A 21,186-nucleotide genomic window follows, 5' to 3' on the forward strand; every position below is an offset into this window, starting at 1 on the left:
GGCTCATCCCACGATGAATTTCTGCTCCGGCGGCCCCATGACGGTGATGTCGGTGGCGATGTCGAGCGGCGCGTTCCAGTCGACCTGCAGGAAGAACTCCACGCCGCCGGTGATGCTGTCGCCGGGATTGGGGCCATGCACCCGCACATTCTTCACGGAGATCGTCGCGGCGCCCCGATGCAGCGTGATGCCGTCCACCCCGGCGATGCTGCCCGGGTTGAAGAGGCATTCGCAGGCCGAGACATGCACGACGGAGTTCGGCTGGATCGGGCCGTTCCAGTTGAAGTTCAGCCAGCCGGACTTCTGCTTGCGCCAGAAGACACGCACGGTACGCGGTTCCATCGCTTCCTCCTGCGGGAGGCGGGCCGTCCAGGCTCATCCCGGATGCCCGCCCCGGCATCCTCGGCACCCGGAGGCTGGCTGCCTGTGGCCTGGGACACATGCCGGAACGATGGTTCGCAGCACCCGGCTCACCGCCCCGATCGCGCCCGCAGCATGCCGTCGAGCGCGAGCAGGAGGATGGTGAAGAGGATCAGCAGCACCGCGACGGCCGCCATGGTCGGGTCGAGATTCTCGTTGATCCCGTCCCAGATCTTGCGCGGCAGGGTGAGCACCCGGCGGCTGGCGATGAACAGCACCAGCACCAGCTCGTCCCAGGAGTGGATGAAGGCGAAGATCGCCCCCGAGGCGATGCCGGGCGCGATGCGCGGCAGGATCACCCAGCGCAGCGTCTGCCCCAGGCTCGCCCCCATGCCGCGCGCCGCCTGCTCCAGCCGCGGGTCGAAGGCGGCGAGCGCGGTGGAGACGGTGATGACCACATAGGGGATGCCGGTGACGCCATGCGCCAGCGTCACGCCGAGGACGCGGTCGAGCAGGTCGAGCCAGCCGAACCAGCGATAGAGGCCGATGGCATAGACGATGCCGGGGATGATCAGCGGCAGCAGCATCAGCACCCGGACCAGCTCGCTGCTGCGCCGGCCGATGCGCCAGCAGCCGATGGCGCAGAGCGTCCCGGCGGCGACGGCGACGGCGGTGGCGCCGAGCGCGATCCAGAGGCTCTGGCCGATGGCCGAGAGCCAGGCCTCCGAGCCGAACAGCCTGGCATAGTGCTGCAGGCTCAGCCCCTCCTCCGGCAGGGAGAGGTAGCGCCGGTCGGTCAGCGAAACCGGGATGACGATGGTGATCGGCAGGAGCAGGTAGAGCACCGTGCCCCAGGCGAGGAGCCGGGCCAGCGGCCCGGCCGGATGGCCGCCCGTCATGCGCCGTCCTCCCGCCTCATCGCCCGCCCCCGAAGAGGCGGCGGAGGTCGAGCAGGCGCGAGAAGACGCCGAGCAGGGTGAGGATGGTCACCACCAGCATCGTCGCCAGCATCGCCCCCATGCCCCAGCGGACCAGGTCGAGGATCTGCAGCTTGATCCACTCGGCCGCCATCAGCGTCTTGCCGCCGCCGAGGATCGCCGGGGTGATGTAGAAGCCGAGCGAGACGATGAAGACCAGCAGCCCCGCCGCGACGAGGCCAGGCGCCGAGAGCGGCAGGAAGACGCGGCGGAAGGCGGTGCCGCGCGAGGCGCCGAGGCCGCGCGCCGCCGCCAGCAGCCGCGGATCGATCTCGCGCATCGCCGCCAGCATCGGCAGCACGGCATAGGGCACCATGTAGTGCACCATGCCGACGACGATGCCGAATTCGTTCCAGACCAGGGGCAGCGGCGCCTCGATCAGCCCGAGGGAGAGCAGCCCTTCGTTCACCAGCCCCTGGCGCCGCAGCAGCGTCACCCAGGCAAAGGCGCGCACCAGCACGCTGATCCAGAGCGGCAGCAGCACGCCGAGCAGCCACCAGCGCCGCGCCCGCGGCGAGGCCAGGGCGATGACATAGGACAGGGCGTAGCCGAGCAGCAGCGAGACCAGAGTGGTGATGAGGCAGATGCGCAGCGTGGTGCCGATCACCCGCTGCAGGCCGGGGCTGGTGAGGAGGCGTTCGTAATTGCCGAGCCCCGGCGCCGGCTCGGTCACCGAGATGGCCAGCACCTGTAGGATCGGCGCCAGATAGAGCACCGTCATCAGCAGGAAGGCCGGCAGCAGCAGCAGCCACCAGCCGGTCTCGCGCGGCAGGGCGAAGCCGCTGCGCGCGGCCGGCGCCGCCGGCAGCACGGCCGCGTCACGCGGCATCGCCATCCTCCAGCACCGGCACCGCGGCATCGGCGGCCCAGCCGAGCCGGACCGGCAGCCCCTCGCTCGGGGCGATCGGCGCCCGCCAGGCCGGCAGGGCGACGCGCAGCGCGCCAAGGTCGCTCGTCCGCACGGTGAGGCTGAAGCCGGCGCCGAGATAGGCCCAGGCGGCGATGCTGCCCGTGACCTGGTTCGCCGCCGCCTCGCCGGCGCCGAGCAGGGCGATCTTCTCCGGCCGGAGGGAGAGCAGCGCCGTCGCGCCTGGTGGCAGGTCGCCGCCCGCCTGCCGCAGCCGCGTCTCGCCGGCCCGCAGCTGCATCTCTCCGCCGCCCGCCGCTTCCACCTGGCCGCGCAGGAAATTCGAGGTGCCCAGGAAATCGGCGACGAAGCGCGTGCGCGGCCGCTCGTACAACGCCTCGGGGGCGCCCATCTGCACCAGCCGGCCATGGTTGAGGATGGCGACCTGGTCGGAGAGGGAGAGCGCTTCCTCCTGGTCATGCGTGACATTGACGAAGGTGCGGCCGACGCGGCGGTGCAGCGCCTTCAGCTCGTCCTGCAACTCGGCGCGCAGCTTCTTGTCGAGCGCCGAGAGCGGTTCGTCGAGCAGCAGCAGGTCGGGGTCGAAGACCAGGGCGCGCGCCAGCGCCACGCGCTGCTGCTGGCCGCCCGAAAGCTGCGCCGGCCGGCGCTCGGCGAAGCGGTCGAGCTGCACCAGGTCGAGCGCGGCGCGCACCTTGGCCTCGCGCTCCGCCCGCGAAAGCCGCCGCACGCGCAAGGGGAAGGCGACATTCTCGGCCACCGTCATGTGCGGGAACAGCGCATAGCCCTGGAAGACCATGCCGAAATCCCGCCGCTCCGGCGGCAGCGCCGTGATGTCGCGGCCATCGAGCAGCACCGCCCCCTCGCTCGGCGCGACGAAGCCGGCGATGGCCATCAGGATGGTGGTCTTGCCGCTGCCCGAGGGGCCGAGCAGCGTGAGGAATTGGCCGCGCTCGATGCCGAGCGAGACGGCATCGACCGCGGTGAAGCTGCCATAGCGCTTGCTCAGCCCGCGCAGCTCGAGCGCATGGCCGACGCCCCGGCCCGGCCGGCCCGCCAGCGCCGGGGCCGCCGCCGCGGCGCTCAATCCTTGTAGTCCGGCTGCTCGCGGTCGAGCTTGCGGCGCAGCGCCTGCCAGGGCAGCCAGCCCTTGGTCGGGCCGGTGCTGAACTGCGCCCGCGTCCGCTCCACCGTGCCGCGCGAGGGAATGTCGAGCGCGGCGCCGCCGGCCCGGGCGGCGAGCTGGATGCGGCAGGATTGCTCCAGATAGTACATCCAGTAGAAGGCTTCGGCGACGCTGCGCCCGACCGTCAGCAGCCCGTGATGGCGCAGCACCATGCAGGGCTTGTCGCCGAGGTCGCGCACCAGCCGCTCGCGCTCGGCGAGGTTGTCGTCCGCCGCCACGCCTTCGTAGTCGTGATAGGCGAGCCGGCCGTCGAACTCCATGGACATCTGGTTCAGCGGCAGCAGCCCGCCCTGCTGCGCCGCGATGGCCATGCCGGCGAGCGTATGGGTGTGCATGACGCACTGCGCATCGGCGCGGCCGCGATGCACGGCCGAGTGGATGACGAAGCCGGCGGGGTTGACCGGCCAGCTCGTCGCCTGCGCCGGCTCGCCCTCGGCATCCACCTCCACCAGGCTGCTCGCCGTGACCTCCTCGAAGAGCAGGCCATAGGGGTTCACCAGGAAGCGGTGGCCCTCTCCCGGCATGCGCGCCGAGAGATGGGTGAAGACCAGGTCGGTCATGCCATGCAGCGCCAGCAGCCGGTAGGCGGCGGCGAGATCCTCGCGCAGCTCGCGCTCGCTCGGCACATGGTCGGGATCGGGGCGGCGTGGGGGTGGCGGCAAGGGCATCTCAATAGCCTCGCGCAGGATCGAAGAGGTTGGGCAGGGGCTCGCCGCGCTCGAAGCCGGCGATGCAGCGGGCGACGTAGCCGGCGCGCTCGGCGCGGCTCGGCAGGCTGGCGACATGCGGGGTGACGATCGCCTTCGGATGCGACCAGAGCGGATGCCCGGGCGGCAGCGGCTCCGGCTCGAAGACATCGAGCACGGCACCGGAGAGCTGGCCGGAATCGAGGGCGGCCAGCACGTCGTCCAGCCGATGGTGCAGCCCGCGGCCGAGCCCGACATAGACGGCGCCGCGCGGCAGCAGGGCGAGGGTCTCGGCGCGGATGATGCCGCGCGTCTCCGGCGTCGCCGGCAGCAGGCAGACCAGGATATGGCTGCGGCCGAGGAAGGCCGGCAGGCCGGCGGCCCCGACATGGCCCTCGACGCCGGGCAGGGATTTCGCCGTGCGCGACCAACCGATCACCGGGAAGCCGAGGCCCTGCAGCATGGCGGCGCAGCGCGCGCCCATGGCGCCGAGGCCCATCAGCCCGACGGTGCGCAGGTCGGCCCGGTGCGGCGGCTCGAAATAGTCCCAGACGCCCGCGGCCTGGGCGATGGCCAGCCGACGCGCCTCCTTCAGCAGGGACAGCACCGCCCAGCAGCAGAACTCGCCCATGCGCTGCGCCGCCTCGGGGATCGCCATGCGGACCAGCGGCACCTGCAGCGGCAGGTCCGGGTCGGCAAGCAGCCCGTCGATGCCGGCCCCGGCCCCGAAGATGACGCGCAGCCGCGGCAGCCGCGCCAACTCGCCCGGCCCGGGGTCCCAGACCAGCGCGTAATCCACGATCTCGGGCCGCCGCAGCGCCTCCGCCCAGGGCAGCAATTCCAGCCCGGGGTCGAGCGCGGCGAAGCAGTCCCGCCATTCGGCGAAGGCTGCCGCGCCGCCCGATTTCACGGCCATCACCCGGCCGGCCATGCGCACCTCACAGCAACACCCGGTCCAGCCTAGCAGGAACCGGGCCAGCCCCGCCCGGCCGGGTGCGGGCCGGGCGCTGGCCGATCAGCCGGTGACCGCGTCCAGGTAGTCCTGGTTCACCGCCTGGTAGTGCTCCCCCCACCAGTCGCCGTTGAACATGACCTGCTGCGGCGCATTCGCCGGATCGGTGGGGTTGAAGCGCTTCAGCGCCTCCGGCACCAGCGCCGCCGCCTTCGGATTGGTCGGCCCGTTGCCGAGCAGGCCGAGCAGCCCGACCTGCGGCTCCGGCTTCGCCAGCATGCTGGCCAGCAGCCGCTGCGCCATCTCGCCGCCCGGATTGCCCTTCGGGATGACGAAGATGCCGGGCTGCAGGATGCCCTGGTTCCAGATGAATTTCAGCCGGCCCTTGCTCTCCTTCTCGAGCACCGAGGCGCGGGTGTGCCAGATCTGGCCCATCACCGCCTCCCCGGTGCGCATGAGCTGCTCGCTCTCCGCGCCGTTGGTCCAGAAGATGAGGTTGCGCCGCAGCTCCGAGACCCGCTTGATGCCGGCCTGCCTGTCGATCGGGTAGAGATCCTTGGCCGGCGTGCCGAGCGACATCAGCGCCGCTTCCAGCGTGCAGGCGGCGTCGCGCCGCAGCAGGCGGGTGCCGGGGAAGCGCTTCAGGTCCCAGAAATCCGCCCAGGAGGTCGGCGGCGTCGGGAATTTGGCGCTGTCGTAGACCAGCACCGAGCTGAAGGAGTAGGGCGCCGCGCCATGCTCCAGCGCGAAGCCGGGCGCGATCACGTTCTCCCGGTCGAGGATCCCGTAATCGAGCTTCGTCGCCAGCCCGAGCCGGCCCAGCAGGTTGGCGCCGCTCGCCGAGCTGTCGCAGAGATCCCAGGTGACCCGGCCGCTCTCGACCATGCTGCGGATGCGCCCGGTGGCGGGGCCCGAACTGTCCTGCACCACCTTCCAGCCCGGAGTCTCGGCCAGGAAGGGGCCGGCATAGAAGCGGCCGAACCCCTCATTGGCGAGGCCGCCCCAGTTCACCATCACCAGCTCGCGCGCCGCCTGCGCGCGCGCCGGTCCGGCCGCCGCCGCGCCGAGCGCGGCCAGCGCCTGCAGCAGCCCGCGGCGGGAGATGCGGCCACGGCGATGCTGCTGCAGCGCCAGCGCGATGCAATCCTGCTGGAATCTCTGCATGGGGTCCCTCTTGCGGTTGGCAGCCGCCGGCGTGAACCTCTCCCGCGCGCATCAAAGCGCATCCATGGCCGCCTGGGAAATCCCCCGCATGACGCATGCCCTGCTCGCTCCCGGGTTCAAGACCAGCCCCTGGTGGTGGGAGGCGGCCGAGCCGCCGCGGCGGGACGCCACCCTGCCCGACCGGGCGCCGGTGGTCGTGGTCGGCGGCGGCTATGCCGGGCTCTCGGCGGCGCTGACCCTGCAGCGGCTCGGCCAGCAGGTGGTGGTGCTGGATGCCGAGCGGATCGGCTGGGGCGCCTCCTCGCGCAATGGCGGGATGGTCTCGGGCGGGCTGAAGGTGGCGGGCAGCGGCCTCGAGCAACGCTACGGGCCGGAGCAGGCGCAGGCGATCACCGCGACGGCGGCGGCGAGCTTCCCCTTCATCGAGGAGACCATCGCCCGCGAGGGGATCGATTGCGACTATGTCCGCTGCGGCCGCTTCTCCGCCGCCTGGTCGCGGGGCCATTACGAGGCCATGGCGCGCCGGGTGGAGGGGCTCGAGCAGATCACCGGCCTGCCGGCCCGCATGCTGCCGCGGGAGCGGCAGCGCGAAGCGCTGGGCAGCGACCATTACCATGGCGGCATGCTCGTCGCCGCGACCGGCAGCCTGCATCCCGGCAAATACGCCCGCGGCCTGGCCGCCGCCGCCGAACGCGTCGGAGCGCGGCTGGTCGATGGCGTGCGCGTCCAGGGTATCCGCGAGGAGGCAGGCGGCTACCGCATCGCCACCGATCGCGGCGAGCTCCGCAGCGAGGCGGTGCTGGTCACCACCAACGGTTATTCCCGGGATGCGCGCGGCACCGCCCTGCCCTGGCTGGCGCGCCGGCTGGTGCCGCTCAACAGCTACATCATCGCCACCGAGGAGCTGGGCGAGGCGGTGATCGACCGCCTCTTCCCCGGACGGCGCATGGTCTCGGACAGCAAGCGGGTGCTGAACTATTTCCGCCCCTCGCCGGACGGCAAGCGGGTGCTCTGGGGCGGCCGGGCGAGCTTCCGCGCCGCCACCGCCGAGGACACGGCGCCGGCCCTGCATGGCTACATGACGGACTGCTTCCCGGAGCTGAAATCCACCCGCATCACCCATGCCTGGACCGGCCATGTCGCCTTCACCTTCGACCACCTGCCGCATATCGGCGCCGAGCGCGGCATCCATTACGCCGCCGGCTGCCAGGGCAGCGGCGTCGCCATGGCCACCTGGCTCGGCCACAACGTGGCGCTGAAGCTGGCCGGCGCGGCCAATGCCCGCTTCGCGCTGGATGGCCTGCCCTTCCCGACCCGGCCCTTCTACAGCGGCGACCCCGCCTGGGTGCTGCCCTTCATCGGCGGCTGGTACCGGCTGCGCGACCGGATCGACCGGCTGGCGGCCTGAGGGCGGCCGGTCCTGCGTCGTCGGCATGGCGGCGGCGCCAGGGCGTAACAGCGGCGCGTGGAAGATCCTGCTATAAGTTAGCCGAATGAGCTGATTAAGCTCCTATGGGCTCCCTCACTGGAAGGCAGAGACCGGCGCGCCCAGAGCCGGTCCCGGGAATGCATGTCGAACCAACCTCCTGATCTGGCCCCCTCGCCCGTCGTCGCGGTCGGCCCCGTCCGCTTCGCCAATGACGCGCCGCTCGCCCTCATCGCCGGCCCCTGCCAGATGGAGAGCCGGGCGCATGCGCTCGAGATGGCGGAGGCCCTGCAGGGCATCGCCCGGCGTCTCGGCATCGGCCTCGTCTTCAAGGCCTCCTACGACAAGGCGAACCGCACCAGCCTCGCCGGCGCCCGCGGCATCGGCATGGCTGGCGCGCTCGCCGTCTTCGCCGAGATCCGCGAGCGCCTCGGCCTGCCGGTACTGACCGATGTGCACGAGCCGGGGCATTGCGCGCCGGTGGCCGAGGCGGTGGACATCCTGCAGATCCCGGCCTTCCTCTGCCGCCAGACCGACCTCCTCGTCGCCGCCGCCGTCACCGACCGGGTGGTGAACATCAAGAAGGGGCAGTTCCTCGCCCCCTGGGACATGAAGAACGTCATCGCCAAGGTCACCGGCTCGGGCAACCCGAATGTGCTGGCGACCGAGCGCGGCACCAGCTTCGGCTACAACACGCTGGTCACCGACATGCGCGGCCTGCCGCAGATGGCGGCGATGGGCGCGCCGGTGATCTTCGACGCGACGCATTCCGTGCAGCAGCCGGGCGGGCTCGGCGGCGCCTCCGGCGGGCAGCGGGAATTCGTGCCGGTGCTGGCCCGCGCCGCCGTCGCGGTCGGCGTCGCCGGCCTGTTCATCGAGACGCACGAGGCCCCGGAGCGGGCGCCCTCGGATGGGCCCAACATGGTGCCACTGCGGGATTTCCCGGCCCTGATCGAAGATCTGATGGCCTTCGACGCGCTCGCCAAGGCGCGGCGGATCGTGCTGCCGGCATGAGGCCGCTGGTCCTGATCCCGGCGCGGCTGGCCAGCACGCGCCTGCCCGACAAGCCGCTGCTCGACATCCACGGCCTGCCGATGATCGTGCATGTGCTGCGGCGAGCGCAGGAGGCGGATGTCGGCGAGGTCGCCGTCGCCACCGACACGCCGGCGATCGCCGAGGCGGTGCGGGCGCATGGCGGCACCGCGGTGATGACCGGCACGCATCACGCCTCCGGCTCCGACCGCATCTTCGAGGCGCTGGGCACGCTCGACCCGGATGGGCGACACGACGTGCTGGTCAATGTCCAGGGCGACCTCCCGACCATCTCGCGCGCCGCCATCCGCGCCTCGCTCCGGCCGATGGCCGAGCCGGCGGTGGCGCTGGCGACGCTGATCGCCGAGATCCACGACGCCGCCGACCGCACCGCCCCGCAGGTGGTGAAGTTCGTCGGCACCGCGCTCGGCGGCGGCCGGCACCGCGCCCTCTACTTCACCCGTGCCACCGCGCCCACGGGCGAGGGGCCGCTCTGGCATCATATCGGCCTTTATGCCTGGCGGCGCGAGGCGCTGGCCCGCTTCGTCGCCCTGCCCCCCTCGCCGCTGGAGCTGCGCGAGAAGCTGGAGCAGCTCCGCGCGCTCGAGGCCGGCATGCGCATCGATGCCATGGAGGTGGCGGAGGTGCCGCTCGGCGTCGACACCCCGGCCGATCTCGAGAAGGCGCGGCGGATGCTGGCGCCGCGGCCGGGAGACGCCGCATGAACGCGCATCTCGCCAACGCCGCCCTGCGGCACGATCCGGCGGATGGCGCGGCGATCCGCGCCGCCGCGCTCCGCACCCTGGCGGTCGAGGCGAAGGGCCTCGGGGAGTTGCAGCGGGCCATGGAAGGGCCGCTCGGCGAGGCCTTCGTCCGGGCGGTCGAGGCGATCCACGCCGCGAAGGGCCGGCTGATCGTCACCGGCATGGGCAAGAGCGGCCATGTCGGCAACAAGATCACCGCGACCCTCGCCTCCACCGGCACGCCCTGCTTCTTCCTGCACCCGGCCGAGGCCAGCCATGGCGATCTCGGCATGGTCACCTCGGGCGATGTCATCCTGGCGCTGTCCTGGTCCGGCGAGACGGCCGAGCTCCGGGACATCATCCACTACTCCCGCCGCCACCGCGTGCCGCTCATCGCCATCACCGCGGGGGCGGAGAGCGCGCTCGGCCGGGCGGCCGATATCCCGCTGATCCTGCCGCGGGCGGAGGAGGCCTGCCCGCACGGCCTGGCGCCAACCACCTCGACCACGCTGCAGCTCGTGCTCGGCGACGCGATCGCCATGGCGCTGCTGGAGCGGCGCGGCTTCACCCCGGCGCATTTCCATCAGTTCCACCCGGGCGGCAAGCTCGGCGCCCAGCTCCTGACCGTGGGCGACCTGATGAAGCGCGCCCCCGACCTGCCGCTGGTGCGGGAGGACATGGACATGGGCGCGGTCATCGTGGCCATGACCGGGCACAGCCTCGGCTGCGCCATCGTGGTGGACGAGGCCGGGGCGCTGGCCGGCATCATCACCGATGGCGACCTGCGCCGCCACATGGCGCCCGACATCCTGGCGCGGCAGGCCCGCACGCTGATGACGCGCGACCCGCACAGCACGGTGCCGGAGATGCTGGCGAGCGCCGCGCTGAAGGAGATGAACGAGCGGAAGATCTCGGTGCTGGTGGCGCTCGAGGGCAACCGGCCGGTCGGGGCGCTGCACATGCACGCCCTGCTGCAGGCGGGCGTGGCCTGACGCCTCGTCTGGGCGCGTGATCCGCGCCTTCGGTGAGTCCACCTCGGGCGCTCACGCTGCGGCCCCCCGCCGCGGGCCGGCCCACGGCGGAGCGGCTACAGCGCGTAGCCGAGGCGCAGGCCCACCGAGTTCAGGCCCTGGTTGCGCTTCGCCGTGCCGCCATTCGAGTCGTGGTCGACGAAGGCGGAGACGGACCAAGTGCGGTTGAACTGGTAGCCGATCTCCCCGCCGACATGGAACAGCAGGTTGCCGCCGAGATCCTTACGGTCCGGCAGGCGACGGTCGTGATAGCCGTCATTGACCGAGCCGCCGAAGAGGAAGTCGAAGCGGATGCCATCGCCCGGGCGGAACACGTCGCGCGCGAGCATCGTCGTCCAGGTGAGGCCGAAATACCCCTTGCTGGTCTTGCCCTCGGTGTTGGCGGTGAAGCCGAGATGCAGCCGCGGCTCGAGAACCTAGCGATAGAGCGGGTCGAGCCCCTCGGTCAGCCGCGCCGGCACCGGGCTGGCGAAGAGCCATTCGCCGTTCACCGCGAAGCTCGATTCCTTGGCGTTCGGATCGTGCCAGATCGCCCCGCCCCGGACCTCGCTGAGGAGGCCGGTCAGCCCCTCCCCGGCATGGATGCGCGGACCCGCCGCCTCCTGCGCGTGGCCGGCGCAGGGCAGCGCCAGGACCATCAGAAGCATCGCCTTACCCACTCGCCGCACTGCAACCCTCCACGCCATCGGGCGCCTCATGTCGAGGGGCATGGTAGCGGGCCGAGACGCCGCATCAAGCGGCACGGGATGCGGTCAGACGTGGAAACTTTCCCCGCAGCCGCACCGACCCTTTTCATTCGGATTGGTGAAGGTGAAGCCGGCCGACATGGCCTTGATTTCGTAATCCATCACGGTGCCGATGAGAAATAGGCTCGCCTTGCTGTCGACCAGCACGGTGACGCCCTTGTCGGTCACCTGCTCGTCGCCCTTCTGCGGCGCCGCCACCCAGGAGAGGTCGTAGGACAGCCCCGAGCAGCCCTTGGTCTTGACGCTGACGCGCAGCAGCCGCCCCGCCTCGCCGCCGGCATAGAGCGCCCGCAGCCGCTCGGCCGCGGCGTCGGTCAGCTGCATCAGCGGCGGCAGGGCCCGCCTCGGCCGGCCGGGGGACATGGTTGTGGTGCTCATCGATCCGGCCCCGTTCAGTACATGTTCAAGGCGAGGCGCGCATCCTCGCTCATCCGGCTCTGGTCCCAGGGCGGGTCCCAGACGACCTCCACATCGACGTCGCTGACGCCGGGGACCATGCGCACCGCCTCCTCGACCTGGCTCGGCAATTCCTGCGCCGAGGGGCAGGAGGGCGTGGTCAGCGTCATCTCGATCTTGACCTTGCCGTCATCGGCGATCTCGACCGCGTAGATCAGGCCGAGCTCGAAGATGTCGACCGGAATCTCGGGGTCGAAGACCGTCTTCAGCATGGCGATGACCGCATCCTCATCGAGGCCGGGCGCCGCCGGCGGCGTCTCGCCATCCGGCGTCCAGGCCCCATGGGTCGGTGCGGCGGTGTCGTCACTCACTGCTCGCCTCCTTCGCCCCGTCGAGGGCGGCATTGAGGGTGTGCCAGGCGAGGGTCGCGCATTTCACCCGGCTCGGGAATTCGTGCACGCCCGAGAGCGGCTGCAGGCGCTCCATCTCCTCCGACAGCGCCTCGCCGCAATCCGGGCAGCTTCCGGTCATGGCGAGCGCCCGGAACTGATCCGAGAGGGCATGCGCCTGCGCCGCCGACTTGCCCGTCACGGTCTCGGTCATCAGCGAGGCGCTCGCGGTCGAGATCGCGCAGCCGCGCCCCTGGAAGGCCGCCTCGGCGATCGAGCCGTCGGGGGCCAGCTTCAGGAACAGCTCCAGCCGGTCGCCGCACATCGGGTTGTCGCCGCGCGCGGTCCGGTCGGCATCCTCCAGCCGGCGGAAATTGCGCGGCCGGCGACCGTGGTCGAGGATGACTTCCTGGTAGAGGTCGCGCAAGTCGTCGAACATCAGCACACCTCCGAGGGATGTCGCGGCGCCTTCATGCGAAGAAGGCCCGGGCCTTGGTCAATGCCTCGGCGAGATAGTCGACCTCGCCCTCCGTCGTGTACAGGCCGAAGCTGGCCCGGACCGTGCCGGCCTCGACGCCGAAGCGGGCATGCAGCGGCTCGGCGCAGTGGCGGCCCGCCCGGACGGCGATGCCGGCCCGGTCGAGCAGCGTCGCCAGGTCATGCGCATGCGCCTTGTCGAGCGAGAAGGCGAAGACGCCGCCGCGATCCTGCGCATGGCCGAGCAGCGCGAGCCCCTCGATATCGGACAGCCGCCGCATCGCATGGTCGACGAGGCGGCGCTCATGCGCCTCGATCGCCGGCATGCCGATGGCCGAGACATAGTCGATGGCCGCATGCAGCCCGACCGCCTCGACGATCGGCGGCGTGCCTGCCTCGAATTTGGCGGGCGGCGGCGCCCATTCAACCCGGTCGAGCGTGACGAGCGAGATCATGTCGCCGCCGCCCATGAAGGGCGGCATCCGCTCCTGGTGCTCGAGCCGCGCCCAGAGCACGCCGATGCCGGTCGGGCCATAGAGCTTGTGGCCGGTGAAGGCGTAGAAATCGGCGCCGAGCGCCTGCATGTCGATCGGCCGGTGCACCGCGGCCTGCGAGCCGTCGAACAGGATCTTGGCGCCGGCCGCATGCGCCATCCGCACCAGCCGCTCGGCGGGCGTCACCGTGCCGAGCACGTTGGACATGTGGGTGATGGCGACCAGCCCGACCTTGCCGTCCGTCAGCTTCGCCGCGACGTCCTCGAGATCGAGTTCGCCCGCATCGGTCACGCGGGCGACGCGCAGCTCGATCCCCCGCCCCTCGTCGCGCAGCATCTGCCAGGGCACCAGGTTGGCGTGGTGCTCCATCTCGCTGACCAGCACCGCCTGGCCCGGCTGCAGCACGCCGCGGCCCCAGCTATGCGCCACGAGGTTGATGGCGGCGGTGCTGTTACCGGTGAAGATGACCTCGCGCGGGTCGCCGGCATGGATGAAGCGGGCGACGGCGGCGCGCGCGGCCTCATAGGCCTCGGTCGCCGCCTCGCTCAGGAAATAGGCGCCGCGATGGACGTTGGCGTAGCGCGCCTCCATGCAGCGCACCATCGCCTCGATCACCTGCCGCGGCTTCTGCGCCGAGGCGCCGCTGTCGAGGAAGACGAGCGGCTTGCCGCGGATCTTGCGCTGCAGGATCGGGAAATCCGCGCGGATGCGCGCGACGTCGAAGCTCACGCCGCCCTCTCCTGCCGCTGCCACCAGCCGGTCACCGCGGCATCGAGCGCGCCGCGCGCCGTCTCGTCCTGCACGCCCTCGATCGCCTCCTTGAGGAAGGCCTCGACCAGCAGCGCCCGGGCCCGGGCCTCGGGGATGCCGCGGGAGCGCAGGTAGAAGAGCTGCTCGGCATCGATCTCGCCGACCGTCGCGCCATGGCTGCACTTCACGTCGTCGGCATAGATCTCCAGCTGCGGCTTGCTGTCGATCTCGGCCTCGGGGCTGAGCAGCAGCGCCTGGTTCATCTGGTAGCCATCGGTGCGCTGGGCGATCTGGTGCACATGGATCTTGCCCTGGAAGACGCCGCGCGAGCGCCCGGCCAGTACCGTCTTGTAGGTCTGCCGGCTGGCGCAGTCCGGCGCCGCATGGTCGAGCACCGTGGTGGTGTCGGCATGCTGGCCGTCCTGCAGCAGCTGCGCGCCGTTCATGTGGCAGGCCGCCTTCGGGCCGGCGAGGATGGCGTGGATCTCGTTCCGCACCAGCCGGGCGCCGGCATTCAGGGTGAAGTTGTCGTAGGTGCCGCCCTCATCCACCCGGGCGTAGACGGTCGAGAGCTGGAAGCCGGCATCGCCCTCCTGCTGCAGCTGCGCATGCGTCAGCGCGGCCCCCGCCGCCACCTCGATCTCATAGACGGGGTTGTGCAGGTAGCGCGCCTTGGCCGGGCCGGTGGCGGTCTCGATCAGGGTGAGGCTGGCGCCCGCCCCCAGGCGGATCAGGTGCCGCGGATGGAAGGCCTCCGGCCGTTCGGAAGCGGTCGCCACCGAGACCAGGTCCAGCACGCCGCCGGCGACGCCGGCCGGCACGGTCACCACCAGCCCGTCCTCGAACAGCATGGTGTTCAGCGCCACCATGGGCTGCGCGTCGATCCGCGCCAGGCCGCCGAGCCGGCCGGCGAGGCCCGGCAGCGTCTCGGCCAGGCTCCGCGCGGCATAGGGCAGGCCGTCGAGCGCCGACAGATCCTCGCGGAAGCGGCCATCGACGAACACCGCCCGGGCCGCGCCATGGGCCGGGGGCAGGTCCGGCGCGCTGTCGACCGCGGTCAGCGGCTCGTCGAAGCCGGCGGCCGCCAGCGGGCGCAGGTCGGTGTATTTCCAGGCCTCGACCCGGCGCGTCGGGAAGCCCTGCTGGCGGAAGGCCTCGGCCGCCTCGCCGCGCAGCGCGTCGACGAAGCCGAGCCGGGCGCCCGGCAGGCGCGCGCGCAGCCCCTCGAAGCGGTGCAGGAAGCCGGCGGCGCCGGAGGGATGGCCGGAGGGTTGCGCCGTCATGCCGCGGCCTGCACGGAGGCATAGCCCTCCGCCTCGAGCTGCTTCGCCAGCTCCGGCCCGCCGGACTGCACGATGCGGCCCTGCATCAGCACATGCACCCGGTCGGGCACGATGTAGTCGAGCAGCCGCTGGTAATGGGTGATGACCAGGGCCGAGAAGCCGGGCGCGCGCAGCGCGTTCACGCCATCCGCCACGATCTTCAGCGCATCGATGTCGAGGCCGCTGTCGGTCTCGTCGAGGATCGCCAGCTTCGGCTGCAGCAGCGCCATCTGCAGCACCTCGTTGCGCTTCTTCTCGCCGCCGGAGAAGCCGACATTGACGCCGCGCTTCAGCATGTCCTCCGAGATGTGCAGCGCCTTCAGCCGCTCGCGCGCCAGCTTGAGGAATTGCATGGCGTCGAGCTCGGACTCGCCGCGCGCCTTGCGCACCGCGTTCAGCGCCGTCCGCAGGAACAGCGCGTTGCCGACGCCCGGCAGCTCCACCGGGTACTGGAAGGCCAGGAAGAGCCCGGCCGCGGCCCGCTCCTCCGGCTCCATCGCCAGCAGGTCGACGCCGTTGAAGCTCACCGAGCCGCCGGTGATCTCGTAGCCCTCGCGGCCCGACAGCACATAGGACAGCGTCGACTTGCCGGAGCCGTTCGGCCCCATGATGGCGTGGATCTCGCCGGCAGGCACCTCGAGGTCGACCCCCTTCAGGATCTGCTTGCCCTCGACCTCGGCGGTCAGTCCTTCGATCTTCAGCATCTCTCGTTCCTCTGGATCAGCCCACCGAGCCTTCGAGGCTGATCTGCAGCAGCTTCTGCGCCTCGACCGCGAATTCCATCGGCAGCTCCTTCAGCACCTCGCGGCAGAAGCCGTTGACGATGAGCCCGACCGCGTCCTCCTCCGACAGGCCGCGCTGGCGGCAGTAGAAGAGCTGGTCCTCGGCGATGCGGCTCGTCGTCGCCTCGTGCTCGACCTTCGCGGTCATGCAGCGGTTCTCGATATAGGGCACGGTATGGGCGCCGCACTGGTCGCCGATCAGCAGCGAATCGCACTGGGTGAAGTTGCGCGCGCTGCCCGCGGTCGGGGCCACCCGCACCAGGCCGCGGTAGGTGTTCTGCCCGCGCCCGGCCGAGATGCCCTTCGAGACGATGGTGCTCGTCGTCCGCTTGCCGACATGGATCATCTTGGTGCCGGTATCGGCCTGCTGGCGGTTGTTGGTGATGGCGACCGAGTAGAACTCGCCCACCGAATCATCGCCGAGCAGCACGCAGGACGGGTACTTCCAGGTGATCGCGGAGCCGGTCTCCACCTGCGTCCAGCTCACCTTGGAGCGCCGGCCGCGGCACTGCGCCCGCTTGGTGACGAAGTTGTAGATGCCGCCGCGCCCCTCGGCATCGCCGGGATACCAGTTCTGCACGGTGCTGTACTTGATGGTGGCGTCGTCCAGCGCCACCAGCTCCACCACTGCGGCATGCAGCTGGTTCTCGTCGCGCATCGGCGCGGTGCAGCCCTCCAGGTAGGAGACGGTGCTGCCCTCGTCGGCGATGATCAGCGTCCGCTCGAACTGGCCGGTGCTCTTCGCATTGATGCGGAAATAGGTGCTGAGCTCCATCGGGCAGCGCACCCCCTTCGGGATGTAGACGAAGCTGCCGTCGGTGAAGACCGCGCTGTTCAGCGCCGCGTAGAAATTGTCGCCCTGCGGCACCACGGTGCCGAGATACTGCCGCACCAGCTCCGGGTGGTTCTGCACCGCCTCGGAGATGGAGCAGAAGATGATCCCCTCCTTCTCCAGCCGCGCCTTAAAGGTGGTGGCGACGGAGACGCTGTCGAAGACGGCATCCACCGCGACCGGCATCCGCCCGCCCTCGGACGGCGTCTCGCCCGCGCCCTCGACGCCGGCCAGGATCGCCTGCTCCTTCAGCGGGATGCCGAGCTTCGCATAGGTCTTCAGCAGCTCGGGATCGACCTCGTCCAGCGACCTCGGCTTCACCGTCTGCTTCGGCGCCGCGTAGTAATAGGCGTCCTGGTAGTCGATCGGCGGGTAGGAGACGGCCGGCCAGCGCGGCTCCTCGATCTTCTGCCACATCGCGAAGGCCTTCAGCCGCCAGTCCAGCAGCCAGGCCGGCTCGTTCTTCTTGCGCGAGATGAAGCGGACGATGTCCTCGTTCAGCCCCTTCGGCGCGAACTCCATCTCGATATCCGTCTCGAAGCCCCACTTGTAGGCGCCCTCGGTGACGGACTGGACAGTGTCGATCGTCTCGGTGACGGCAGGCATGCGGGGTCCTATTCGGCAGGAATGGCAGCGGAAGCGGTGGCGGGGGCGAGGCCCGGGCGGGCGCAGCAGCCCGGCCCGGCGAGATCGGCCAGGGTGATGCTCGACAGCGCGGCGCGGATGGCGTCGTTCACCGGGTCCCAACGGCCGCGAACGGCGCAGAAGGCCTCCGCCTCGCAGGCGCCGGCGCCGCCATCGACGCAGGCGGTCAGCGCGATCGGGCCATCCACCGCGGCGATCACCTCGGCCAGCGGCACCGCCGGCAGCAGCCGCGTCAGGCGGTAGCCGCCGCGCGCGCCGCGGACGCCTTCGACCAGCCCGGCCTGGCCGAGGATCTTCAGCACCTTGGCCACCGTCGGCTCGGCGATGCCGGTGGCCGCGGCCAGGCCCGGCGCGGTCTGCACCCGGCCATCCGGCCCGGCGCCCTCCCGGGCGAGCCGCGCCATGATGACCACGGCGTAATCGGTCAGCTTCGACAACCTCAACACGGCATCCGCCCTCTCGTCAGGATCAAATAGGACTGATTGGGTCCTCTTTGAACCCCCGATCCGCGAGGCAGGCATGCGCTGCCTGCGGAACGGGGCGGGGGGATCGCATTCCGCGTTGGTCAATCTGCCGATCCTCACGCAAAAGGTTCTTTTCCCCACCCGCTGCCCCGCCGCGCCTCGCGCCGGGGCGGCCCCATGCCGATCCTGCCCGGGCCATGCCGGCGCGGCGGCCGCACTGCCCGGATCGTGCCGGAAGGGCAATCCCCATTCCGGGCGACGCCGTCCGGCGATTCCGCCGTGCCTGGAAATGCCCTAGCCTCGGCCAGCCGCTGCTGGAGGTGCCCTGCGATGCCGATGGTCCGGACCGAGGATGGGGTCGAGCTGCATGTCGAGGAGGTCGGCAGCGGCACGCCCCTGATCTTCGTCCACGAGTTCGCCGGCGACGCCCGGAGCTGGGAGCCGCAGCTCCGCTTCTTCGCCCGCCGCTACCGCTGCCTCGCCTTCAATGCCCGCGGCTACCCGCCGAGCGACGTGCCGCACGACCCGGCGGCCTATTCGCAAGACCGCGCGACCGACGACATCGCCGCGGTGATCCGCGGCCTCGACCTGGCGCCGGCGCATGTCGTCGGCCTCTCGATGGGCGCCTTCGCCACCCTGCATCTCGGCCTGCGGCATCCGCACTTGGTCCGCAGCCTGACCGCCGCCGGCGTCGGCTATGGCGCCGCGCCGGGCAAGCGGGCGCAGTTCCAGGCCGAGGTGGACGCCACCGCCGCCCGCATCGCCGAGGAGGGGATGTGGAAGATGGCCCGCAGCTATGGCCGCGGCCCCACCCGCCTGGTCTTCGAGGAGAAGGACCCGCGCGGCTATGCCGAGTTCCTCTCCCAGCTCGCCGAGCACGACACGGATGGCGCGGCGCTGACCATGCGCGGGGTGCAGCGGGAGCGGCCGAGCCTCTTCGAGCTGGAGCCGGCCTTCCGCCGCATGCGCCTGCCCTGCCTGGTCATCTGCGGCGACGAGGACGACCCGACCCTCGAGCCGGGCCTGTTCCTCAAGCGCAGCATCCCGACCAGCGCCCTCCTCGTCATGCCGCGCTGCGGCCATGCGATGAATCTCGAGGACCCCGACGCCTTCAACCGGGCGGTGCTCGACTTCATCACCTGGGTCGATGCCGGGCGCTGGTGGGAGCGCAACCCGGAAACCCTCTCGGGCGCGATCATCGCCGGCCCGAGCGGCACCGCCGGCCGCTGAGGCGGGGGCCGGCCCCGAGGCCGCGGCCGGCGGGTTTCGCTTCGGTCCGGCGAGGGATCCGGGCTAGGCTCCCCGGGTGCCGCGCGCAGACGCGGCCCCGTCCAGGGAGAAGCTCGACCCATGAATGCCATGCCCGACCGGCGTGCCCTGCAATTGCCGCTGGACCGGTTCGACATGAGCGACCCCGCGCTCTACCAGAACCAGAGCCATTTCGCCTATTTCGACCGGCTGCGGCGGGAGGACCCCGTGCATTGGTGCGCCGAGAGCCGCTTCGGCCCCTACTGGTCCGTCACCCGCTACAAGGACATCGTGGCGGCGGAGGTGAACCACCAGGTCTTCTCCTCCGAGCTCGGCGGCATCCAGGTCCTCGACCAGCCGAAGGATATGCAGCGGCCGAGCTTCATCCGCATGGACCCGCCGAAGCATGACGAGCAGCGCAAGGTGGTGCAGCCGATCGTCGCGCCCGGCAACCTCGCCAACATGGAGCCGCTGATCCGCGAGCGGACGCGGATGGTGCTGGACGGGCTGCCGCGCAACGAGGAATTCGACTGGGTGGAGCGCGTCTCCATCGAGCTGACCACGCTGATGCTGGCCACGCTCTTCGACTTCCCGATCGAGGAGCGCCGCAAGCTCACCTTCTGGTCCGATGTCGCGATCGCCGACGTCACCGACCCGGAGGCGCCGGTGCAGTCCGAGGAGGCGCGCTTCGCCGAGCTGCGGGTGATGGCCGAGACCATGGGCCGCCTTTTCGACGAGCGGCGCGAGCGGCCGCCGGGCTTCGACCTCCTCTCCATGCTGGCGCATGGCGCGGCGACGCGCGACATGCCGCTGCGCGAGTTCATGGGCAACCTCGCCCTGCTCATCGTCGGCGGCAACGACACCACCCGCAACTCCATGTCCGGCGGCCTCTATGCGCTGCACCAGAACCCGGCGGAATGGGACAAGCTGCGGGCCGATCCCGGGCTGATCCCGAACATGGTCTCGGAGATGATCCGCTGGGTGACGCCGGTGATCCATATGCGCCGCACCGCCAGCCGCGACTTCGCCTTCGGCGGCAAGCAGATCCGCGAGGGCGACAAGGTCTGCCTCTGGTATGCCTCGGGCAACCGCGACCCCGACGCGATCGAGGACCCCGACCGCTTCCGCATCGACCGGCCGCGGGCGCGGCAGCACCTCTCCTTCGGCTTCGGCGTGCATCGCTGCGTCGGCAACCGGCTGGCCGAGCTGCAGCTCCGCATCCTCTGGGAGGAGATCCTGGCGCGCTTCCCGCAGATCGAGGTGCTGGCGCCGCCGAAGCGCATCTATTCCAACTTCATCCAGGGCATTCGCAGCCTGCCGGTGCGCATCCCGGGCTGAACGGCAGCCTCGGCCCAGGGCCCCGCCCCTGGACCGTGGTCCGCCCCCATGGGGTCGCCGACCTAGAGCAGATCCCGATCAGGTGGACGCAGCTGATCGGGTGAAGATGCTTTGAAAACAGTAGCTAGGGCGCGTCCCGCGAACCGGCGTTCACGGGATGCGCCCTAACGCGCCGCGCCCGGCTTTGCCACGGGCGGCGCGGCCGTCCGCGTCGCGGCCAGCAACGTCCTGCCGAAGCTGGCGAGCATCCCGTCCGACCAGCCCGGGGCGGCGGCCGGCAGCGTCATCCGCAGCTTCAGGCGATGCTCGCCGACCCGGCCGAGGCAGACATAGCTGTCGGCCCGCTGGCCGGTCTCGAAGGCGAGCAGCAGCGCCTCGCAGCGCAGGCCGGGCCCGCCCTCGGGGCCGGCGACGAGGCTCTCCCGGCCGCGCCCGGCCAGGGCGAAATGCCGGATCGGGCCGAGGGCCGCGACCTCGTCGACCGCCTGGCGGATCTCGTCCACCGGCGGGTCGCCACGGCCGCGATCGTAGAGATAGACCGTCGCCACGCCGGCGCCCCCGGCGAGCGGCCGGTATTCGATCGCGGCGCCGAGCCCGGCCCCGGCGAAGCGGGCGTCGAAATCGAGCACCGCGCCGCGCTGCCAGCCGGCGATCTCGGCCGGCAGCGCCGCGGCCGCCTCGGCCAGGGACTGGCCCATGGCCGGGGCCTGCACCGCCAGGCCGCCGAGCAGCCCCAGGAACCCGCGCCGCATCCCGTCCTCCCCGCCGGCGCCCGCGCCGCCACCGCAAGGCGCAGCATGCTGCGGAGCCGCAGGCCGGGCCACAGGGGCGGGCGATTCCCCCTCGAAAGTGACCCTATCCAGTGCGCGGCCGAACCT

General features: G+C 71.4%; 24 protein-coding genes. 6 read left to right on the plus strand and 18 right to left on the minus strand.

Annotation, left to right across the window (positions count from 1 at the left end):
- Positions 1-3: 3 nt before the first annotated feature.
- The 7 genes from DOO78_RS10505 to DOO78_RS10535 form a co-directional block, all read right to left on the minus strand.
- Positions 4-342, minus strand: a complete 339-nt coding sequence (locus DOO78_RS10505; protein WP_111469720.1) for a hypothetical protein — start codon at positions 340-342, stop codon at positions 4-6.
- Between the two features lie 128 nt (positions 343-470).
- Complete coding sequence (locus DOO78_RS10510) at positions 471-1,259, minus strand: ABC transporter permease (RefSeq protein ID WP_111469721.1); 789 nt, start codon at positions 1,257-1,259, stop codon at positions 471-473.
- A gap of 16 nt (positions 1,260-1,275) precedes the next feature.
- Positions 1,276-2,166, minus strand: coding sequence for an ABC transporter permease (locus DOO78_RS10515; protein WP_111469722.1), 891 nt, complete (start codon positions 2,164-2,166; stop codon positions 1,276-1,278).
- Positions 2,156-3,292 carry an ABC transporter ATP-binding protein gene (locus DOO78_RS10520; protein WP_111469723.1) on the minus strand — a complete coding sequence of 379 codons (1,137 nt, stop codon included), beginning with the start codon at positions 3,290-3,292 and terminating at the stop codon, positions 2,156-2,158. Before DOO78_RS10520 ends, DOO78_RS10515 begins: the two co-directional genes overlap by 11 nt.
- Entirely contained in the window at positions 3,289-4,059 is a 771-nt protein-coding gene (locus DOO78_RS10525; protein WP_111469724.1) for a class II aldolase/adducin family protein, read from the minus strand. Before DOO78_RS10525 ends, DOO78_RS10520 begins: the two co-directional genes overlap by 4 nt.
- Before the next feature lies 1 nt (position 4,060).
- Positions 4,061-5,008 (minus strand): 2-hydroxyacid dehydrogenase, encoded by a 948-nt coding sequence (locus DOO78_RS10530; protein WP_243634499.1) that lies wholly within the window; start codon positions 5,006-5,008, stop codon positions 4,061-4,063.
- An 84-nt stretch (positions 5,009-5,092) separates the two neighbouring features.
- Entirely contained in the window at positions 5,093-6,193 is a 1,101-nt protein-coding gene (locus tag DOO78_RS10535; RefSeq protein ID WP_111469725.1) for an extracellular solute-binding protein, read from the minus strand.
- A gap of 88 nt (positions 6,194-6,281) precedes the next feature.
- Here DOO78_RS10535 and DOO78_RS10540 point away from each other — a divergent pair, with 88 nt between their 5' ends.
- The 4 genes from DOO78_RS10540 to DOO78_RS10555 all read left to right on the plus strand — a co-directional run bounded on the left by DOO78_RS10540 (position 6,282) and on the right by DOO78_RS10555 (position 10,386).
- Positions 6,282-7,601 (plus strand): NAD(P)/FAD-dependent oxidoreductase, encoded by a 1,320-nt coding sequence (locus tag DOO78_RS10540; RefSeq protein ID WP_111469726.1) that lies wholly within the window; start codon positions 6,282-6,284, stop codon positions 7,599-7,601.
- Between the two features lie 162 nt (positions 7,602-7,763).
- Positions 7,764-8,633: a 3-deoxy-8-phosphooctulonate synthase gene (gene kdsA, locus DOO78_RS10545; protein ID WP_111469727.1), complete on the plus strand. Its 870-nt coding sequence runs from the start codon at positions 7,764-7,766 to the stop codon at positions 8,631-8,633.
- Positions 8,630-9,376 carry a 3-deoxy-manno-octulosonate cytidylyltransferase gene (locus DOO78_RS10550; RefSeq protein ID WP_111469728.1) on the plus strand — a complete coding sequence of 249 codons (747 nt, stop codon included), beginning with the start codon at positions 8,630-8,632 and terminating at the stop codon, positions 9,374-9,376. The genes kdsA and DOO78_RS10550 overlap by 4 nt, the downstream gene beginning before the upstream one ends.
- Positions 9,373-10,386 (plus strand): KpsF/GutQ family sugar-phosphate isomerase, encoded by a 1,014-nt coding sequence (locus tag DOO78_RS10555; RefSeq protein ID WP_111469729.1) that lies wholly within the window; start codon positions 9,373-9,375, stop codon positions 10,384-10,386. The genes DOO78_RS10550 and DOO78_RS10555 overlap by 4 nt, the downstream gene beginning before the upstream one ends.
- A 95-nt stretch (positions 10,387-10,481) precedes the next feature.
- On the opposite strand, the gene DOO78_RS10560 is transcribed toward DOO78_RS10555, so the two are convergent.
- The 10 genes from DOO78_RS10560 to DOO78_RS10605 all read right to left on the minus strand — a co-directional run bounded on the left by DOO78_RS10560 (position 10,482) and on the right by DOO78_RS10605 (position 17,704).
- Positions 10,482-10,754, minus strand: coding sequence for an acyloxyacyl hydrolase (locus DOO78_RS10560; protein ID WP_111469730.1), 273 nt, complete (start codon positions 10,752-10,754; stop codon positions 10,482-10,484).
- Between the two features lie 87 nt (positions 10,755-10,841).
- The gene (locus DOO78_RS10565) at positions 10,842-11,072 is read right to left on the minus strand and encodes a hypothetical protein (RefSeq protein WP_111469731.1); all 231 of its coding nucleotides are present in this window, start codon (positions 11,070-11,072) and stop codon (positions 10,842-10,844) included.
- Between the two features lie 105 nt (positions 11,073-11,177).
- The gene (locus DOO78_RS10570) at positions 11,178-11,549 is read right to left on the minus strand and encodes a HesB/IscA family protein (RefSeq protein WP_111469732.1); all 372 of its coding nucleotides are present in this window, start codon (positions 11,547-11,549) and stop codon (positions 11,178-11,180) included.
- A 14-nt stretch (positions 11,550-11,563) separates the two neighbouring features.
- Positions 11,564-11,971, minus strand: a complete 408-nt coding sequence (locus DOO78_RS10575; RefSeq protein ID WP_111469733.1) for an SUF system Fe-S cluster assembly protein — start codon at positions 11,969-11,971, stop codon at positions 11,564-11,566.
- Positions 11,931-12,395 (minus strand): Fe-S cluster assembly sulfur transfer protein SufU, encoded by a 465-nt coding sequence (gene sufU / locus DOO78_RS10580; RefSeq protein ID WP_111469734.1) that lies wholly within the window; start codon positions 12,393-12,395, stop codon positions 11,931-11,933. The genes DOO78_RS10575 and sufU overlap by 41 nt, the downstream gene beginning before the upstream one ends.
- A 31-nt stretch (positions 12,396-12,426) precedes the next feature.
- Positions 12,427-13,656 carry an aminotransferase class V-fold PLP-dependent enzyme gene (locus DOO78_RS10585; protein WP_111469735.1) on the minus strand — a complete coding sequence of 410 codons (1,230 nt, stop codon included), beginning with the start codon at positions 13,654-13,656 and terminating at the stop codon, positions 12,427-12,429.
- The gene (sufD, locus tag DOO78_RS10590; RefSeq protein WP_111469736.1) at positions 13,653-14,960 is read right to left on the minus strand and encodes a Fe-S cluster assembly protein SufD; all 1,308 of its coding nucleotides are present in this window, start codon (positions 14,958-14,960) and stop codon (positions 13,653-13,655) included. Before sufD ends, DOO78_RS10585 begins: the two co-directional genes overlap by 4 nt.
- Positions 14,957-15,703, minus strand: a complete 747-nt coding sequence (gene sufC / locus DOO78_RS10595; RefSeq protein ID WP_111469737.1) for a Fe-S cluster assembly ATPase SufC — start codon at positions 15,701-15,703, stop codon at positions 14,957-14,959. Before sufC ends, sufD begins: the two co-directional genes overlap by 4 nt.
- 16 nt (positions 15,704-15,719) lie before the next feature.
- Positions 15,720-17,219 (minus strand): Fe-S cluster assembly protein SufB, encoded by a 1,500-nt coding sequence (gene sufB / locus DOO78_RS10600; RefSeq protein WP_111469738.1) that lies wholly within the window; start codon positions 17,217-17,219, stop codon positions 15,720-15,722.
- An 8-nt stretch (positions 17,220-17,227) separates the two neighbouring features.
- The gene (locus tag DOO78_RS10605) at positions 17,228-17,704 is read right to left on the minus strand and encodes an SUF system Fe-S cluster assembly regulator (RefSeq protein ID WP_111469739.1); all 477 of its coding nucleotides are present in this window, start codon (positions 17,702-17,704) and stop codon (positions 17,228-17,230) included.
- A gap of 348 nt (positions 17,705-18,052) precedes the next feature.
- Here DOO78_RS10605 and DOO78_RS10610 point away from each other — a divergent pair, with 348 nt between their 5' ends.
- Both DOO78_RS10610 and DOO78_RS10615 read left to right on the plus strand, forming a co-directional pair.
- Positions 18,053-18,952, plus strand: a complete 900-nt coding sequence (locus DOO78_RS10610) for an alpha/beta fold hydrolase (protein ID WP_111469740.1) — start codon at positions 18,053-18,055, stop codon at positions 18,950-18,952.
- Positions 18,953-19,072: 120 nt separating this feature from the next.
- Complete coding sequence (locus DOO78_RS10615; protein ID WP_111469741.1) at positions 19,073-20,308, plus strand: cytochrome P450; 1,236 nt, start codon at positions 19,073-19,075, stop codon at positions 20,306-20,308.
- A 164-nt stretch (positions 20,309-20,472) separates the two neighbouring features.
- Here the strand turns inward: DOO78_RS10615 and DOO78_RS10620 are convergent, their stop codons facing one another.
- Positions 20,473-21,060 carry a hypothetical protein gene (locus tag DOO78_RS10620; RefSeq protein ID WP_111469742.1) on the minus strand — a complete coding sequence of 196 codons (588 nt, stop codon included), beginning with the start codon at positions 21,058-21,060 and terminating at the stop codon, positions 20,473-20,475.
- Between the last annotated feature and the right edge of the window lie 126 nt (positions 21,061-21,186).

It is taken from the genome of Roseicella frigidaeris, from assembly GCF_003258945.1.
GTDB classification, from domain to species: Bacteria; Pseudomonadota; Alphaproteobacteria; order Acetobacterales; family Acetobacteraceae; genus Paracraurococcus; species Paracraurococcus frigidaeris.